At 55.4% G+C, this 16,426-nt stretch carries 14 protein-coding genes and 1 pseudogene; 2 read left to right on the top strand and 13 right to left on the bottom strand.

Translation table 11 applies throughout. From position 1 onward, the window contains the following. Positions 1–6: 6 nt before the first annotated feature. The 7 genes from PQR32_RS06645 to PQR32_RS06615 all read right to left on the bottom strand — a co-directional run bounded on the left by PQR32_RS06645 (position 7) and on the right by PQR32_RS06615 (position 7,434). The gene (locus PQR32_RS06645; RefSeq protein WP_408223420.1) at positions 7–1,701 is read right to left on the bottom strand and encodes an EH signature domain-containing protein; all 1,695 of its coding nucleotides are present in this window, start codon (positions 1,699–1,701) and stop codon (positions 7–9) included. Beyond that, positions 1,698–2,408 (bottom strand): OmpA/MotB family protein, encoded by a 711-nt coding sequence (locus tag PQR32_RS06640; protein WP_408223418.1) that lies wholly within the window; start codon positions 2,406–2,408, stop codon positions 1,698–1,700. The genes PQR32_RS06645 and PQR32_RS06640 overlap by 4 nt, the downstream gene beginning before the upstream one ends. A 3-nt stretch (positions 2,409–2,411) precedes the next feature. Beyond that, on the bottom strand, positions 2,412–4,436 hold the full coding sequence (gene zorA, locus PQR32_RS06635) for an anti-phage ZorAB system protein ZorA (protein ID WP_408223416.1): 2,025 nt from the start codon (positions 4,434–4,436) through the stop codon (positions 2,412–2,414). Positions 4,437–5,003: 567 nt separating this feature from the next. Next, positions 5,004–5,387 (bottom strand): hypothetical protein, encoded by a 384-nt coding sequence (locus PQR32_RS06630; RefSeq protein WP_408223414.1) that lies wholly within the window; start codon positions 5,385–5,387, stop codon positions 5,004–5,006. Between the two features lie 42 nt (positions 5,388–5,429). Next, positions 5,430–5,972, bottom strand: coding sequence for a hypothetical protein (locus tag PQR32_RS06625; RefSeq protein ID WP_408223412.1), 543 nt, complete (start codon positions 5,970–5,972; stop codon positions 5,430–5,432). Positions 5,973–6,073: 101 nt separating this feature from the next. Then, on the bottom strand, positions 6,074–6,340 hold the full coding sequence (locus PQR32_RS06620; protein WP_408223410.1) for a BPSL0761 family protein: 267 nt from the start codon (positions 6,338–6,340) through the stop codon (positions 6,074–6,076). A 575-nt stretch (positions 6,341–6,915) separates the two neighbouring features. Beyond that, entirely contained in the window at positions 6,916–7,434 is a 519-nt protein-coding gene (locus PQR32_RS06615; RefSeq protein ID WP_408223408.1) for a DUF6471 domain-containing protein, read from the bottom strand. A 393-nt stretch (positions 7,435–7,827) separates the two neighbouring features. On the opposite strand from PQR32_RS06615, the gene PQR32_RS06610 reads away from it, so the two are divergent. Then, positions 7,828–8,988: a hypothetical protein gene (locus PQR32_RS06610; protein ID WP_408223406.1), complete on the top strand. Its 1,161-nt coding sequence runs from the start codon at positions 7,828–7,830 to the stop codon at positions 8,986–8,988. Between the two features lie 150 nt (positions 8,989–9,138). On the opposite strand, the pseudogene PQR32_RS06605 reads toward PQR32_RS06610, so the two are convergent. The 3 genes and pseudogenes from PQR32_RS06605 to PQR32_RS06595 form a co-directional block, all read right to left on the bottom strand. Beyond that, positions 9,139–9,498, bottom strand: a pseudogene (locus PQR32_RS06605) (plasmid partitioning protein RepB C-terminal domain-containing protein); the annotation flags it as partial. A gap of 76 nt (positions 9,499–9,574) precedes the next feature. Continuing rightward, positions 9,575–10,219, bottom strand: coding sequence for a hypothetical protein (locus tag PQR32_RS06600; RefSeq protein ID WP_408223404.1), 645 nt, complete (start codon positions 10,217–10,219; stop codon positions 9,575–9,577). Positions 10,220–10,403: 184 nt separating this feature from the next. Beyond that, entirely contained in the window at positions 10,404–11,258 is an 855-nt protein-coding gene (locus tag PQR32_RS06595) for a hypothetical protein (protein WP_408223402.1), read from the bottom strand. A 649-nt stretch (positions 11,259–11,907) separates the two neighbouring features. Here PQR32_RS06595 and PQR32_RS06590 point away from each other — a divergent pair. Next, complete coding sequence (locus tag PQR32_RS06590; protein WP_408223400.1) at positions 11,908–12,786, top strand: HNH endonuclease signature motif containing protein; 879 nt, start codon at positions 11,908–11,910, stop codon at positions 12,784–12,786. 154 nt (positions 12,787–12,940) lie between these two features. On the opposite strand, the gene PQR32_RS06585 is transcribed toward PQR32_RS06590, so the two are convergent. The 3 genes from PQR32_RS06585 to PQR32_RS06575 are packed head-to-tail and all read right to left on the bottom strand — an operon-like array spanning position 12,941 to position 16,304. Beyond that, a complete protein-coding gene (locus PQR32_RS06585) occupies positions 12,941–13,843 on the bottom strand; it encodes a plasmid partitioning protein RepB C-terminal domain-containing protein (protein WP_408223398.1) in 903 nt (300 codons plus the stop codon). Continuing rightward, positions 13,840–14,742 carry a plasmid partitioning protein RepB C-terminal domain-containing protein gene (locus PQR32_RS06580; protein ID WP_408223396.1) on the bottom strand — a complete coding sequence of 301 codons (903 nt, stop codon included), beginning with the start codon at positions 14,740–14,742 and terminating at the stop codon, positions 13,840–13,842. Before PQR32_RS06580 ends, PQR32_RS06585 begins: the two co-directional genes overlap by 4 nt. Then, positions 14,739–16,304 (bottom strand): recombinase family protein, encoded by a 1,566-nt coding sequence (locus PQR32_RS06575; protein ID WP_408223394.1) that lies wholly within the window; start codon positions 16,302–16,304, stop codon positions 14,739–14,741. The genes PQR32_RS06580 and PQR32_RS06575 overlap by 4 nt, the downstream gene beginning before the upstream one ends. Positions 16,305–16,426 lie beyond the last annotated feature (122 nt).

Genomic DNA, 16,426 nt, shown 5'->3' with positions numbered 1-16,426 from the left:
TTTGCCTTATCTCCACCAACCCTTGCCCGGCTTCACCCGGAAGCCCCATCCCGTCAACACCCGATTAACACTCTCATCGCCCTCGTTTCCTCGGACCCACAAATTTCCGCCGAGCGATGTCCTGTCATCGATTTCCAGGCCGTGTGTCGCGGCTAGCCTTCGAAGTGCGATGTGCGAGTAGGATTCGTGCGTTTCAGTTCCGCTTTGCGGCGACCGACCACTGTCGCGAGGGGAGACGGAACCGGTCGATTTTGCTCGTTCGTTTCCGGATTGGGCTCTGACTGAAGCACGTGGCGTCTCGACTGAGGGGTGAATCTGAAAATTCTCCCGAAGCGTTGCTTCGAACATATCCTCCCATCGGTTCCAGCCATGAATGCCATCCCCATGCTTTAGCCAGAGCATGCGGTTAGATTGCTTGAGCGAGTTACGTTCATCTTTTCCGAGCTTCAATACCTGGTTCGTATTGAAGGGCAGTGAGCGACTGGAGTCATAGCCGTAAAACGCATTTCCGAGACCGCTAAATTCCACAGCGACCAACTTGCCCATCGTCATAATGAAGGCGTTGTTGGCACCGGACGCGTCGAGTTCGCGAGTCAGGCCTTTCATTTTTTTACGCAGGGCGACAAGGTCCGGTTCACGCGAATTACGTGCAGTCGAGCCTAATGCGAACTCGATGTCGTCGATAGACTTGACATATCGCTTCCAGAACTCCATTCGGCGACGGTCGGCGAGTCCATCCTCTGCCAGCTTGGTGAAGAATGTCTCGATGAATTCGAGCTTCAACCAGTCGGACACCATCGTTCGAGCCGCGGGCGCCACGCCACCCCATCGAGTTGCATTTGAAGGCAGCCACGGATTGCCCCACCAGGAAACGGCATGGTCACGAAGTCTTGGATGCATCGGGCTACCGGAGACCCGGGCGTATCGGTCAAGGACCAGAATTGTTCCCCGGTCGCGAAGCACCTCGTTGTGGGCTAGCAGACCGAGCAAGCGAGGGAGCAGGCTCACAAACTCGTCGTCATCGAGCTTCGTCGCACCTTCAACCTGCGTCAGAACGAGTTGGCGCAGGAACCACGACTCCTTCCCGATTTGAAGCTGCTCACAAATACGGTCGATATGCGATTCGTCGCCGCGCAGCAGCTGGTCCACATAGGGGGTACACGGGGCTTCGTTGAAAAGCTGCCGATTTTCAATTGCCGTGTCGACCCATGCGGGTCCTGGTCTGCTGTCGCGTATCTCACGGTTGCGGTCGTGAAGATAGTCTCGCAAAGTCAGCCAGTTCTTCTTTCCGACGGGCGCTGCTGCAGGCGCGTCCACGTCATACGTGAAGTAGCTCTTTGCGAGTCCTTGATAGCAGCGCCTGTATGACGCAGTTTTGGTTATGTAGCCGTCAACGCTGTCGAGGACACGCTGCAAGCGTGGTCGGTCTTCCATTACGCACTCGCCTTGGGGGCGGTGCGGAATGCATAAACCAAAGGACAGCAAGTACGCATCTCGGAACGTGGACACTTCCTGGCTATGCCAGTACCGCCGGACCGCATCCAGCTGGTGGTCAAGCACGGGTTCCCGGCCGCCACCTGATTTCGCACGCGCTTTCAGCTTCTCGAGAAGTTCGTCGATTTCAGTGTCCGGGCGAATGGATTGCGTCTCTTCGCTGACGGATGACTGTAGTAAAGACGCCAGGTAGTTCAGTTCGCTCATCGCAGCGCGCAGTCTCCGAAGTTCCCCGATTGCGCCGGGGCCGGAGGTCTCTCTTCGCCAACACCAAGAAACTCGAGGCGCATCTCGACGCGACGACTCTCCTCGTCGGTCTCCTTCGAGTCATTGAACGAATATCCGCCGACAAGAAACAGATTTCGTACGTCCTGCTTCTGGTCCTCTTCGAGCTGACTCGCACCAGCCGTTGCAAACATGCTGCACAACACCCGCTCGCTACGCTGAAGGCTGAGGTTAAGGTTGCTCAGGTATGTGCCCGTTCTGTCCGTGTAGCCTTCAACAACCACGCGCTTGAGTACCCGCTTGCCAAGGTTGTCGTTCGCCAGTGTCAGAATTTCGGGAACGAACTGGCGCAACACCGTTTCCTGTTCAGGTGCCAGATTCGATTTCCCGAATGCGAAACGCGCCCGGTCGCCAAAATCGATGACGTGCCGGTCGCGGTCTATCTTGATGCCGTTGTACCGCTTTGCCGCAGTTTGAAAGCGGTCGAGAATAAGTTCTATGTCCTTCCGATGCTGCTCTTCGCGCTTTTCCTTCTCCGTTACATCCTTCGTCACGGCGAGCAATGCCACGCCCATGACCACGAGAAAGAGCACCATCAGCGCTGTCATCAAGTCAGCAAAGGAAATCCAGAAGGGCTTCTCCGCCTCATCACGGCTTCCTCGCTTGACGACTATTTGACTTCCAAACATCGTCTACCTCCTTGCCGGTGTGAGGGTTCCCATCGCGGCAAGCGTGACCTCCAGCTCCCCGACTGCGGACGAAAGCAACCCCACTGCCGAAGTCAGCTTTGTATGGAACTCGGCATTCGCTTTATCCAGCGTGCGCTTCACCTCGGTCGCGAAGGCGCCGTGCGCGTCTGCGAGGACGCGGCTTACACCAGCGAGGTATTCGTCGGCCTGCTTTTGCGCCGCACCAAGATGGCCCGTGGACGTCTCGATTCGACTGAGAATGTCGCCAGTCAACGCGGCCTCTCTTCGCGCAACATCGACGGTGGCACGCAATTCGGTAACAAGTTGGCCGATACTGTCGCGGTGGGCACGGTAGTCGCCCAGAAGTTCCTGGATGGCTCCCGCGCCGCTCGTCAAATTCCCAGCCGTCGCGGCGAGTTTGGTCGAAACGTCGGCGGTTTGACCCATGACGCCGGCGACGCGCTCGCCCGCCGTGGCGAAGTTTCGCGATGCCACGCCTAATGCTTCCGCGCCTGCGTGCATGCGGTCTACCGATGAAGCGGTGGACTGCGTCAAGGCAGATACGCTTTGGGCCATCTGCGTCGTCGCGATGCCCAGTTCCTTGACAACGGCATCCACGGATTCGGACATTGCTGTAACCGCACCGGTCGCCCGGTCAGACATAGCGCTCTCGCGTGCCCGATTGTTTTCAAATACATCTTTCTGCGCGCCGCTCAACGTGGTCAGCATCTCTCCGACGTGCGTGCCAAGCGTTTCCAGCGTCGTCTGCAGTTTCTGGTTTGTCTCCGACTGGGATGTCGAAACCAATTGGCGCAGCTGCTCAACGAACGCAGCTGATTGGGCGTTCATCGCCTCCTGCCGCGATTCCATTTTTTCGATGGCCTCTGCCATGCGCTGCGCCATCGCATCCGTGGAACGTTGACTCGAAGCTTCGATGTTCGCGACTAGGGTGTGCAAGGTGCTGACGGCCTGCTGAATGCTGTGGGCAGTTTGCTGATTGAGTTCGGTAAGGCCCGAAATCTGGCCGCCAAACAAATCATTCAGCCGTTGGCTGAAACTCGTCATTACGTCCTGCAGCATTCGTCCGGCGCTTGCGCTCTGGTCGCCGCTGGCGCTTTTAACCGTTGCTGCAATTTCATCGAGCGGGCCTTTGAGACCTTGCTGGATGCTTTCCGCAATAACCTGTCCGAGAGCGGCATTGTTCTGGCGACCCGCCTCAGCGACCAGCGCGTATTGTTCTTTGTTTGCTTCTATTTGCGCGCTAGTCAACTCGCGCAGCAGCTCTCCCATCTCCTTGACGAGGGCGTCCTTCAATATTTTGGATTGGCTCGCCGACTCCTCCGACGCCTTAACCAGACGCGCCAGGTATTCTTCGCCGGCGCCCGCCTCAAAGCGCGCGTCAATCGCATGTACGATTTCCTCGGTACGTCGGTACAGCGAGGCAAGAAGGAGTTTTTCGAAGAGCGTGGTTAGCATCGCCGCAGCGATTGCCGAGGCGGACACAAGAAACGCTTCTCCCACAGAATGCATGAGGGATTCGAGGCTGCCGCGCACGGTCGCAGCGTTATCACTTATCTGGAAGGCGTGAAGGCCTTCTATCAGTCCGCTGAACGTCCCGATGATACCGATGCCAGTAAAAATTCCAGGAACATGCTTAAAAAATTCCGTGCGCAGACGGCTGTCTACGACGACCTGGCTGTTGAAGTACAACTCGGCGGGCACCGTGGCGCGCACAGCGCGAACAACCATCTGCCCGTCGCGCTCTTCACGCTGAACGTGCAACGATTCGGCATACTCATTCCATAGATGGGCGAGCCGGCGGTCGCCAGCGAATACCGCTTCAAATTGCGAAGGGTAATTTCCGTCTTCGAAGCTTTCAATGCGATGCTGGATAGAGCGCAGCCGAAGCAGATGCCTTATCGCGGGGCCGAAAAAAAACGCAATGACAGCAACGACTAGGGCGGTTAAAAATGCGCCCGTGACGAGTGCGGGCGTCGGTACGCCCGCAAGCAACGACTGGATGTTCAACTTCGGTCTCCCCGGTTAAGGGCTTGTTTTGTTAGTGTGTTTTCCTCAGCGCCTCCCTCTCCAGACGCGCCTCGGCAGCCAACTGACGGCCCCGGTCAAAACCGACTGGCTGTCACGGCTATTTGCTCAATATTACGGCATATTCCTCCGAATATTAACGGAGAGGCTGTCAAACACCCGAGCACGAGCCGATGCGCGACCAGTCGGCGTTGTTTTCTAATCAGTGCCGCTCGACAATGTTCTAAATACATCAAACATAACTGACAGATTGTTCCTCATATTGATGTGCTTGTCTTCAGGGCTGGGCCAGAATGAACCCGAAATATCGCGTTCATTCTGGCCCGGCAACCTTCCCGGCCCATTCCAGTTTGCAAAAACGCCCCCGCAATCTGCTAGCCTAAAAGGAAGCAAAGTCGGCCTTGCTTCGCACAGCTCTCAAATAAAGTGACGACACAAAAGTACTTCGTGAACAGATGGTCATTCTTCATCTGCCTGCGACGAAACCGAGTGCGCATGCGCGCCGCGTCGACGGAACAAAATCCCAACCGCTGTAGCGCGGCGGTGATGTCAAATCTTTTTCGGTCGCAAGGCGCGACACTTTTCCAGCTCTCTGCTAAGCACGTCTATTTGTGCTTGCATGCCAGCAGCTCGTTTCAGTAGCTGTCCGACTTCATACCAATAGGCATACCCCAAGTCCCCGTCCGCCAAGCCGAGTTCATGGAACTTGCGAAGCGCAATTTCAAGGTCAATACCGTTATCCGCGTGCATCTCGTCTCCCGCTGATTTTGATGCGCAGTGGTCGCACTCCGGGGCAGGCTTGCGCCAAAGCAAGATTCCCTCATTCACATATTTTTTCTTAATGCGCAACACGACAAGAGTGAGGAAGAATGCGCATGCCGGCACGAGCAGCAACGGCGGATTTCTGAGAGCGAATTGCCAGATAGATTCCATGGTCTCCAAATATATAACTGACGGTCACCGCCGACGGATTCCTCACCGCTTGGCGAATTCAGCGGCGGCGCGCAACACGCGCTTCCTGTCGCCGTAGAAGAGTGCTTGCAATGGTGTCAATTCGCCCAACGTCCGGACGGGCGTTGTGAAAAATTCCCACTTGCTCCAGCCAGTCAAGTCACGGAGCGCTTTCACAACATTGGCTAAGTCTTTTTTGCGGACTTGCTTAACCAGGAAGAACGCTGGGAAATACGGTTCACCGTCGATGTCGACACTGAAAAGGCGTCGGGCAGCGACATCCTTGCTGAGCCTTTGATTTGTGATACCCATGGCTGCACGAAAGTCAGACTCGCCTAGTAGTCTTGCTTTGGCAACCAAGGATGCTTGCGTCGGCTTCCGCCGAGTCGAGCTGGGGTTCTTCCGCCCCGGTGCGCTTTCGTCGAGACTTGAACTCGGGTCCACATTTAACACGGTGGCCAGGCCGGCAACTCGAACAAGCGCAAGTTTGAAACGCCGCCCCAATTCCGCATCCGGCATTTCGAGAAGCGCTCGAGCACCGACAGGGTCGAACAGAGTCACTGCCACCGCGGCGTTCCGCAAAATCAGTAACACGCGGGCCTTATGGGGCGAAGGGTCATTTAACGAGTCGCGTGTAGGTCGCGGCATAGTCTTCTTCACTCGACACGCTATTCGTCAGTTCGTGTTGCGAACAACCGAACAACGCGAGTGCATGTCGCTCTTCCTTCAGGCCGCTCGGCCGTCGGATGCGCCCAGATTCCCGGGGCCGCAGATGCTGACACGTCCAAATCGACGTTCAGGGGGTAGTGCCTGAGAAGACCAATTGCGACCGTTTGCAGCAGACCGCGAATCGTGACCTCTTCTGCATTGGCCAGCATTTCCAGAAAGTCCCGTGTGTCGACCACAGCCTTCGTACGTTCCACTGGCGTTGTCATCACTCCCTCTCCGCGAGAACTTCGGTCGTAACGTCGGCGTGCCGTGTTAACCCATTGACCTTGCACCGACGCTCCTGGATGTATTGGCCCTCCCTTGGACAACCGCGAGCGCCGACCGGTTGATAGACACGACTGGAAGACGAGACGCCACGTAGCACGGCAGGGCCAACCTTTTGAATGGAGGTGCTGACCAGGCCCGTGCAAAAGCGCTTGTCGCGGCCAGCAAAGTGCTTGGAATCATGTTGCGTTTCGAAGATTTGCCATTCAGCAAGTGACATCTCAGGATGCGCACTTATGCGTTGGCTCGTTGGGTCGAAATGATGGAGTCCATGGTCTTTACGATGCTCCGTTGCAATAACAACATCTTCTGTTCGGCCACTACAGATGCGACTCTGCGTACAGACATCTCCTTGCAGGCAACAAGTGCCTGTCAGAGACGTCCGAATGACCCGCGACATCACCCACTTGCAGCCACACAGCAAGTTATTTTTCGTGTGTTTTTACACGCGATAAAGCCAAGCCGAAATATAGTCGGCCGTCGAAGAAAAGCAAGAAATTTTGTTCGAATCGTCGCTTTACCGGACTGATGCGCCAGCGACGGCAGCGTCAATCAAGTCTCGGCAGTCCAGAAAGAATTGAAGGCTCGTGAACCGGCAGACAGTGGCGCACTGGAAAAATAGAGCAGTGGAAAGCGTTCCTTCTTCAATCTGTTCCCATACCGTGTCGGCTTCCACCTGGACGCCGATTTCGTCAAGCCGTTGCGAGAGTTTGGTGCCGTCTAACCACGGTAGTTTCGCCAGTTCTGTCTCAATCACCGCTGCGGCTCGCTCTTCCCAGGTCGCTCCGCCGCGCAGAGCGAGTGCCCAATGTTCAGGATATTGGTTTTTTGATGCGGTCAAAGTCTGCAGGAAGAAGGCAAAGCGGAAGGTGCCGCGCTGGATTTTGCCCTCCACAGAGCGCGCGGATTCTGCGAGACCCATGCCGGTCAGTGCCTCAGCAAGTTGTGCGTAGCTCACATCCCGGCGCGCTAGCGCGACGCGGATGGCGCGCGAGCTAAGTCTTGCCCATGCCGCGTCGACGGCTGCAGTTTTCACAGAATTTCGTGTGGCCATATACTATAAAATGTGTGTAAAAACGCACGCGACAATTGTGATTGCGTCGGGTGAATTCCGCAACCGCGTCAGCCGGGCAGGACGGAGCGACGACGATAGCGATGCGGGGCATCGCCGCCGCTGGAAAATGTGTACCGCGCAAGGCGCTATTCGCAAAGGCATGGACAGCTAGTCTCATGAGTTCGGACCCCGAGGTTGCCGACTGATGGCGAGCATTGTAGGTTTGGCCGGAAAGAAGCTTTCTGCGAACTAGGTCTGGCTCTGTTCCAAGGTCCCCGCCGTGCAAAAGACGCATCGAACTGAGTTCAAACGTAGCGGGCTCAACACCAGGCGGCGAAGACTAACGAGACCCCGCCAAACACACGACGAGTTCACATGCCACACGTCCATCAAGACTTCGAGCGCGACAAGCTGTACGAGGAAATCTGGTCCGAACCGGTCAGCAAGGTGTCGAAGAAATATCAAATCTCCGATGTGGGACTTCGCAAGATTTGCGTGAACCTGGATATTCCGGTTCCACCTCTTGGCTACTGGGCAAAGCTTGCCGCCGGCAAGACTGTTGAAAAACCGTCACTCCCACCAACCAAGGGTGCGACGACCTACCGGCGTTCCGTCTTTAAAAACCCACAGGACGACGAGCTGTCACAGCGCACTCAGGCCCGAATCGATGAGGATGTAACGCGGGCACCGCAAGTACCGACCGTCGAGATACGTACCACCATTGACGAATGCCTGCCGGTCGTCAAACGGATGGCGAAAAAGCTCGAAGGAAAGCACCGCGATTCGCGAACATGGCCGTATTGCGAGGGTGCCGGACTGATGCGGGTTGCGGTGTCCCAGCAGAACTCCCTGCGCGCGCTCCTCGTGCTCAACATGCTTCTTGAGACACTGACGGGCGCGGGATACTCGCTTTTACCAGGAGGCAAAGAGAATGGCCCCGCATACGTGACGTTGCTTGATGGCAAGCTAACCTTCCGCGTGAGGGAGCGCGGCCGCCAGGAAAGTGTCCCTTTGACGCGCGAGCAACTGGCCGAAAACAAGCGCGTCGGATTTAACCTGAATAGCCAGACCTACCTCTACCATCCGACGAACGAACTGGAAATATCCGCGTTCAAAGTTGGAAGTACCTACGCGACAGCAACCATTGCAGACAGTCGGAGTGCCGCAATCGAAACGAAAATTCACGGGTTCGTTGGCAAGCTGCGGCATCTGCTTATCCGCGATTCCGTACAAGCCGAGATGCGGTCCGAGCAACGAGCAGTAGCTGCTGTGCAGGAAGCCGAGCGTGCAAGGCTGGCTGAGGTCCGCCGTTCCGCAGTTGAGCGACTCAAGCGCGTCGAAGACTGGGCGTTGAAGCTCGAACGAGCGAATCGCCTGCGAGCGCTGGCGACTGAATTCGAAGTCAAGAAGTTGAAGTCGTCCGACGATGTCATCGACGCCGCGTGGCTACAACGCGCCGCAGACTGGTTAGACCCAACTGTCGAATGCCGATGGGAGGACATGGACAATGCTCCAGCTGGATACGGTGAAATTTAGCGATTAGCTGCCGGCGAGAGGGAGGCATAGCCAATGCCGCGGCTCAAAAACACCCGAAAAACGCTTTTGGTTGCACTTCGGCGACGCAGCGCTGGCTCTCGCGACGCATCGCACACATTTTGAACCATCGGCCACGATGGCAGCGTTCGGCTAGAGAGCCGCGCTAAACTGCTGCTGGTCGAGAGAAATGGTTGCAATGATTGACTCAAATTCCGCCATCAAATCCGGATGGCGTTGGTCGATGTATTGCCGCGCCGATTCGTTTTCCAGGAGCTTTGCGAGATACCCTTTCGCAAGCACCAGATTCAGCACATCCTGACCGTAGGTTTGCTCCCCGAGTTTGTACTGCCCCTGCAGATTGCTCATTTCCCGTTCCATTTTCGCCATCTGCTCCGGGCTAATGCCGGTTAGTTTGCGTGGCTTCTTGCCTTGTAGCAGCCGCGCCGCGGGCGTAGCCACCAACAATGCCTCGGTGTAAGAGACCGATACGTTGTTCGCGGCCACCGTCAGCACGTTCTACTTCGCGCTCCTACCGAAGCCGTTGCCCGAGCGGGATTCGAGAGGCGCATACCTCCTCGAGCACTACTCAGTCGCATAGTGTGCCTTGGCGTAGCGACACATCTTCCGAACAAGCATGTGCCAGCGCTGCTTTGGCATCGTTTGAATTCGTGGGAGTCCAATAATCGTTGATAACGAGATATGTGTTCGTGAAGCGAAGCTTCATGAGCGTTAGCCCTTCCGCCAGTTTTGCGGTCAAGCTGAGCAAAAAGTTTGTTGGCTCAGTTTGATATGTGACGTCGACGAGGCTAGCTTCGGGTTTGAGCTTGTCCCAATCCACAAGGGGCGGTACGCGAAACGTAATACGCTGTTGGGGACGTAAAATCTGCCCGTCCATATCGCGAAAGTCCGCTGCTGGGACCATCGACGTGTTGCCGTACGGCAGCTCAGCACCGTCGCTTGTTTCGCGAACATACGTCTGCGACGTCGTGACGAAGACCACTTTCGAGCCGAGTTTCGGCATTATGCGCAGGCTCTCAATTGTTTGAGAAACTTGGCTGTCGTTCAATACCGTAAATTCGTAGCCAGACGCAAGTGATTTCGAGAAGGAGACGATTACCTGACCTTGAAGAAAGTGGACCGTTGCCAAGGCTGCTGCAGCCAATGCACTCATGCTGATAACTGCTTTGGCCCGCTTGTAGAGAAATCTTATCGCGGCGGTCACGCGGTCCATGCCAGTCGATGAGGCTGTGTTTGGTGTAGGCATCTGTTGCGATGACGCGTATCCATTAGGACGGCGGCTAGCGCTCGAGCGCCGCTTTCGTGATTTTTTCATGCTCCCCCTTCATCGAAGCGTTGGTCTGCGCAGATTTGCGCTAGGTTATGTGGCGTTTCTTGATGGAAAGACGATGTGTGTTCTACCACCCCATCGCGGTAGCCGCGAGTGCACAGGTCGTCGTGAGAATCATGGAGGCTTCACGTCGACTGTAGACTTCGGGCTGTCCGTTGGAGTCCACGTGATGCGCGAGATGGCTGTAGTTCCGGACCGAATCGAAGACGGCCAGTGCTCTTTGAAGTTTTGACTGGTCGCGAATACGAGTCGGTTTCCTGTCGCGAGCCACAATGACTGACTCGCGTGAATCGATGTGGGTCGACAGGCTATCGAGCACCTGACGGCAGGTGCTAACGACCGTGTCGTATTCACCCGTCACGAGTTGGCGCCGAGCCGCACGCAACAAGTGCGTAACTGCCGGAAACGCGTCACTCGCGTCGACGGGAATATCGACACTGATGACGAACGCGTCCGTGAATCCAAGCTCCCCTATAAGCTCAACCCATTGACTGAGGTTGACATGGTGCTGAAGCACCTCCTCGACGGGGTGCGCGTCTACCGACGAATGCGCCATCCCCTTGAGCGCAACCTGAAACGTTACTCCACCAGCTCCTCGAAGTTCATCGAGTGCAGCGAGCTGGCTGTCGTTGAGGTCGACCAGAAGCAGGGCGGCCGTCTTTCCGGCACGCGGGAAGCGACGCAGGATAATCGGCGCTTCGAATCTCCCGCTAGCAAGATAGTGGGCACTGCCCGACGAGGCAGCAACACTCACCAGCGCGCTGAGCGTATCGATGTGCATCTCTGCGTCGTCGTTAAGCGTGCGATTGACCAGGGGAAATATCACGCTGAACTTCAGTGTACGGATGCCTAAACCCTTCGCACCAGATAGGCCAGCAATATGTGGTTCCGCAATAATGTGTGAATGAACGTTCAGGCTCATAGGTTCGATTGGAATAATTTAAATCTAAGTCTAACGGACGATGACCTACTCGCTTCCCTATGCGGACAAGGTGAGTCAACGGCGTGCCTAAACACCATATCACAGTGAAATCCCATCGCGAGGCTCATCATCGGGTTTCGTCGGAGTTCGGAACCTGAAGGTCAGGCTGTTAGCGAATTTTTCATAAAATGGAATGTCGGCACGCCTATGCGTGATGCTAAAGTGTCAATTGATTCATCGAGATAGCGAAAACCACTGTTTTCAGCATGATGCGCATACCGTTGGAATTTGTAAAAAATAAGATTTTAAAACGACATCAACTAATCTAATCAACGACTAGTATCGCTCGAATAATTATATTTAACGATATGAAAATAACTTCCGCCACGCAGACTCAAGACGCGACATTTAATCACCTTGTTGGCATAGGCTCTGCGATACCCGGGTTGCGGCGAATCTGTCTGTTAAATATACAAAAGAAGAATTACGAAATCTGGCACCGGTGAAGCTCAGGCAGTTTGGTTTGCCCGAATCTGTCATCATGTCATTGAAGAAACGACGCCGACCCGTACCCGAGAAAACACTACGGCAGGTCCTTGCGGGCAATCTCGAGCTATGCTGCGTTTGCAGAAAGCGGGGACTCGGAGTTGTGGTTCACCATATCGAAAAATACAGTATCTCGAAAAATCATGATATTTCCAATCTCGCCGTATTGTGCACGGAACACCACTCAAAAGCTCACGCCAGTTTCGAGTTGGAACAGAATTTGACATCCGAGCGCATCATAACTTGCAAAAAACGATGGGAGGAAGCTTGCATATCTATTGAACGCTGGATTCTCGAGTCCACGGTCAAACGGATGCCTGAGTTACGCTGGGACTGGGTAAATTTCCGCCGTGTTCTGCAAAGCACGCTTGAGCTACCTGATTTCCCGGCAGGGGTGGCGCGGGAGAAATTGACCGAACTGGGCGTGTTGAATGACCAGGGACATTTCGTCGACGAGAGCTGGCAGGCGCGCCGCACGGATGGAGGATACTTTGTAAGTGGTGACAAGCAAATCTACCTTGCCGCCTATATCACTCAGTTGATTGAGTTGCTCGCAAGAAATAGGGCCGTCCTGGATATAACGCCTTATCTGGGCGAGCCGGAGCTCCTAATGGAGTTAGTTACCAATGGAGATTATATTTCTGTCAGGCTAGACTTCTTCTACACCCGAGGCGAAGGACTCGAGGAAAAAGAAGAAGTAGCGATTATCGCGAAAGCGCAGACAAGAGATGTGATAGTGGAATTTCCATATGACCCATGGTTCTGCCTGAGCAGCACGAGTCGGCTTATCCACTACCATCGTGACACGCCTGCAAAGCAGGTCTTGTTCGGAATGGTGAGGTCAATAACAAGAGAACAATTCAGGACGCGCGTGCTCGTTTCTCCCATCGGTACGAGTCCGACGTTCGACGCTCGCGACCGGCTGTTGGGTGGATACTTTCCGGTAACTGCAGCCGACCGCAAGTTCCATCTGAAATCATGAGGCGAAAATATTTCGTGTCTCGTACCTGGGCTGTGTGTTTTGGCTTGCGCGGATTAATGCAGTGTCTCCATCACGTGACGCAGACGTCAAAACGATGGCGTCCGCCTTGCGTGCTTTTCGTGCGGCACGTCACGGCCACGAAGTACGAGTTTGGCTAAAGAGCCGCGCTAAACTGCTGCTGGTCGAGAGAAATGGTTGCAATGATGGACTCAAATTCCGTCATCAAATCCGGATGGCGTTGGGCGATGTATTGCCGTGCCGATTCGTTTTCCAGGAGCTTTGCGAGGTACCCTTTCGCAAGCACCAAATTCAGCACATCCTGACCGTAGGTTTGCTCCACGAGTTTGTACTGCCCCTGCAGATTGCTCATTTCTCGTTCCATTTTCGCCATCTGCTCGGGGCTAACGCCAGTCAGTTTTTGCGGCTTCTTCCCCTTAACGAGCCGCGCTGCGGGCGTAGCCACCAACAATGCTTCGGCGTAAGAGACTGACACGTTGTTTGCGGCCACCATCAGTTCGACGCATTCGACCTGCCGCGTGGGCTTCATTTTGCGAATGGCGCGAACAAGCTCCGGTGAGAACTGCCGGTCTCCAAGAAGTTCAGCCGCTTCCGGACACACGCCGTCGAGCAGCGACATCTTTTTTATAATCTGGGATACATCCACGGACAGAGCTTTCGCTAATCGTTCCGGTGATACCCCTCTGTCAACCACGCGCCGAATCATGTAGTGCTCCTGGATTGTCGATAGGCGATTGACCCGGTTGTTATAGGTGTAGCTTTCATCGTCGGTCGCGACAAGACATGCTGCACTCTCATGCCCCAGGTCCTGGATAGCGAGTAGGCGCAGGTGACCATCCAGCAGAACATGTTGCCCTGAAGCCTGGTCCGCAGCCGTTACCGAGAGCGGTTCGATGAGGCCTACTTCCTCAATGGACGTCCTTATCTGTTTGTATTTGCGCGACTCGACCACGGGCGCCGGTATTCTGCGCGATGGCAAGATACTGCGGACCGGCACCGACAGCGGTTCGGGAATGAATCCAAGAGTTACGCCAGTCATGTAGCACTCCCGCTTGGCCAGACGCGTTCTGCGAGATACTTCGGCAAACTGGCGAGTCCTTCTGCACGCAAAAGGTTGATGAAATTCTCATCCGCAAACAGTTGCCTCAACGCGCCGACGACAAACAGCAATCGCTGTTGTGCAAATTCGGCCTTTCTGACCATGGATTTCTGACGTTCAACTTCGCGCTCGTAAGTCCGCACGAGACTCGATGTTGTGACGGTGACGGACTTGCTGGTCATGTTGTGCGCCGTGCTTCTTCCGAGTGCTTTTCTGCGCTCGATGACACGGCGGGCGCTCATCAGTTGCTTGCCCCGCAATTTGCCCGACTCATATGCCTCCTGTAGTGCTGCCTGTATTTCAGCGTCGTCGTCGCCGGCGCCGACAATCATGAGGGCTGCATTCAGAGGGACGAGGCCTTTCTCCACTGCAACGACAAGTCTCTCTTCTCCCTGGCACAACAGCGTGAGGATGCCGTGAACATAAGTTGGGGTAAGGCCAGTCTTTTCGGCGATGACCTTCGGCGCATACCCTTGTTCCTGCAATTGCCGAATGCCAGCGAGCCGTTCTAGTGGGCGACACTGTCTACGTGCGATGTTCTCAGTCAGACTCATGACAAACGCGTCTTCGTCGCTCACGCTCACAACAAGTGCAGGGATAGTTGACTCCCCTAATGAGCGGAACGCCTTCAATCGTCCTTCGCCACACACGAGCAGGTATTTTTCAATGCCGCCGGCTGTCGCCCGTGGCGTGACCACAATAGGTTTTTTGAGACCTATCGTTTTGATGTTGTCGACGATTTCATCGAACACTCGACCATCGCGCTCCCTCGGATTGATGACTTCAATCTGAGCGACCGGGACCATCCGGATTTCTCCAGGCTGCTGCCGCGAGTTCACGCTACTCTCCTGAGACGGGCCCGCTCAGCCATGCCATAGAGGTAGTCCAGCGTATCAAACCGATAGCTCTCGAACTCGATGGGATTCTGGTCGGCCAGATGAATACGAGGTTGCCCAAAATCTAGGCGTGGCAACAGGTAGTAGTCCAGCGCCGAAGCATTCGTCTGGTTGAGCCGTACCGCAACAGTGACGTCCGGCAGGAGGCTCGCATCGAAACGCACCTTCCAGTGATTGCGACCATCGTCATGCGATTGGCAGCGCGCAAGCACGATGCACGTCGTGAACTCGTCATTGACAGTCAGCAGGTCGGTTGCCGGGTCGCGCATCACCGTGCCGCCCAAATCCGCAATTTTCTTCTCTGTCTGAGCGACGATTTCTGGATGAAGTTGCCGCAGAAAGCGGTTGGTCTCAATGTACCGATAGTCTCGGCCCGGCGTAAAGCCGACTGTCTGGTACGCGCGAATCAGGCTGCCGAATCGATACACGTAGACTGACGTGGATGGCATGCCATCTGTTTCGTCAATCACCACGCCGGAAAGATACCCTCGCGTTCGGTACAGGCCGCGCAGTCGCTCGATTAGCTCCTCATTTGAATACCGACGCGCTCGTGCTCTCATGATGCCCTGAGCGGTGTAGAACGTTTCACTCGGCACAATGGCTTCAAATGCTCCTTCTTTTCGAATCCACATATCGGGCGTATTGGCCACCCGCATCTTCTTCAACTTGAAAGACACACGGTTATAAACGTTGTTGCCGATGTATTTCTCGTTCGTCAATACCTCCCGTATCGTTGCTCGTGACCATTCCCGGTCAAGGTCAGTTCGCACGCGCATGCCATTCAGACGCGCAGCGATGCCGTATTCGTCGAGTGACTCATCGATAAACCAGTCGTAGATTAGATTGACGGTGCGCACTTCGCTATCCGGTCCCGGCATGAGTATTACCCGGTCCGTCTGCAGACTTTTATGTTCGCCGCGACGCAATTCTGCCTTCATGAGACCGTGGTCATCGACCAATACGCGGCGCAGTCCATAGCCAGCGGGTCCTCCTTGACGGAAGCCCATCTCAATCAATCGGCACTGGCCGGCGAACACCTTTGCGGACAGCTCCCTGCTGTATTCGCCTGCCATCGCGCGCTTTACTCCTTTCACAATGGTCGAGACAGGTGACCCGTCGTTTTCAAACTGCTCGGCGCAGTACGCAACCTGGATACCGGCGCGGCGGCAGATGTATTCGTAATACGCACTCTCGTCGGCATCCTGGAATCGTCCCCATCGGCTCACGTCGTACACCAGAATCGCGCCGAAGTCAGCGTCGCCATTGACGACATCCGAAATCAGATTTTGAAGTGCCTGCCGACCGTCGATTCGGAGACCGCTTTTACCTTCATCTGCATATGTGCGAACAATTTCCAATCCGCGGCGCGCTGCGTAGTCTCGAATCCGGTCGCGCTGATTCTCGGTCGAATACTGCTGGTGTTCAGTCGACATGCGGACATACTCCGCTGCCCGCCTGGTAGACGAATTGGTTCCGACCGGTGCATCCGCGTACTTGAATGACATGCTCCACCCCGCAACTCAGACACGGACACGCGGCAGGCATTGGGCGCAAGGGAGCGTCAAATTGAGCGTCGCGGCTTCACATCAGGTGGTCGCGTTCGAAAGCGAACGGTGACAAGGCAAAG

Origin of the sequence: Paraburkholderia dipogonis (genome assembly GCF_046027395.1) — a bacterium.
In the GTDB taxonomy this organism is placed as follows: domain Bacteria; phylum Pseudomonadota; class Gammaproteobacteria; order Burkholderiales; family Burkholderiaceae; genus Paraburkholderia; species Paraburkholderia dipogonis_A.
This window is presented reverse-complemented; position numbering and strand designations above follow the sequence as displayed.

What these genes read in the sequence shown, in the direction of transcription:
- PQR32_RS06640 (WP_408223418.1), bottom strand. Translation starts at nt 2,408, where the DNA reads ATGTTTGGAAGTCAAATAGTCGTCAAGCGAGGAAGCCGTGATGAGGCG.
- PQR32_RS06645 (WP_408223420.1), bottom strand. Translation starts at nt 1,701, where the DNA reads ATGAGCGAACTGAACTACCTGGCGTCTTTACTACAGTCATCCGTCAGC.
- PQR32_RS06600 (WP_408223404.1), bottom strand. Translation starts at nt 10,219, where the DNA reads ATGGACCGCGTGACCGCCGCGATAAGATTTCTCTACAAGCGGGCCAAA.
- PQR32_RS06630 (WP_408223414.1), bottom strand. Translation starts at nt 5,387, where the DNA reads ATGGAATCTATCTGGCAATTCGCTCTCAGAAATCCGCCGTTGCTGCTC.
- PQR32_RS06585 (WP_408223398.1), bottom strand. Translation starts at nt 13,843, where the DNA reads ATGACTGGCGTAACTCTTGGATTCATTCCCGAACCGCTGTCGGTGCCG.
- PQR32_RS06595 (WP_408223402.1), bottom strand. Translation starts at nt 11,258, where the DNA reads ATGAGCCTGAACGTTCATTCACACATTATTGCGGAACCACATATTGCT.
- PQR32_RS06575 (WP_408223394.1), bottom strand. Translation starts at nt 16,304, where the DNA reads ATGTCATTCAAGTACGCGGATGCACCGGTCGGAACCAATTCGTCTACC.
- PQR32_RS06610 (WP_408223406.1), top strand. Translation starts at nt 7,828, where the DNA reads ATGCCACACGTCCATCAAGACTTCGAGCGCGACAAGCTGTACGAGGAA.
- PQR32_RS06620 (WP_408223410.1), bottom strand. Translation starts at nt 6,340, where the DNA reads ATGACAACGCCAGTGGAACGTACGAAGGCTGTGGTCGACACACGGGAC.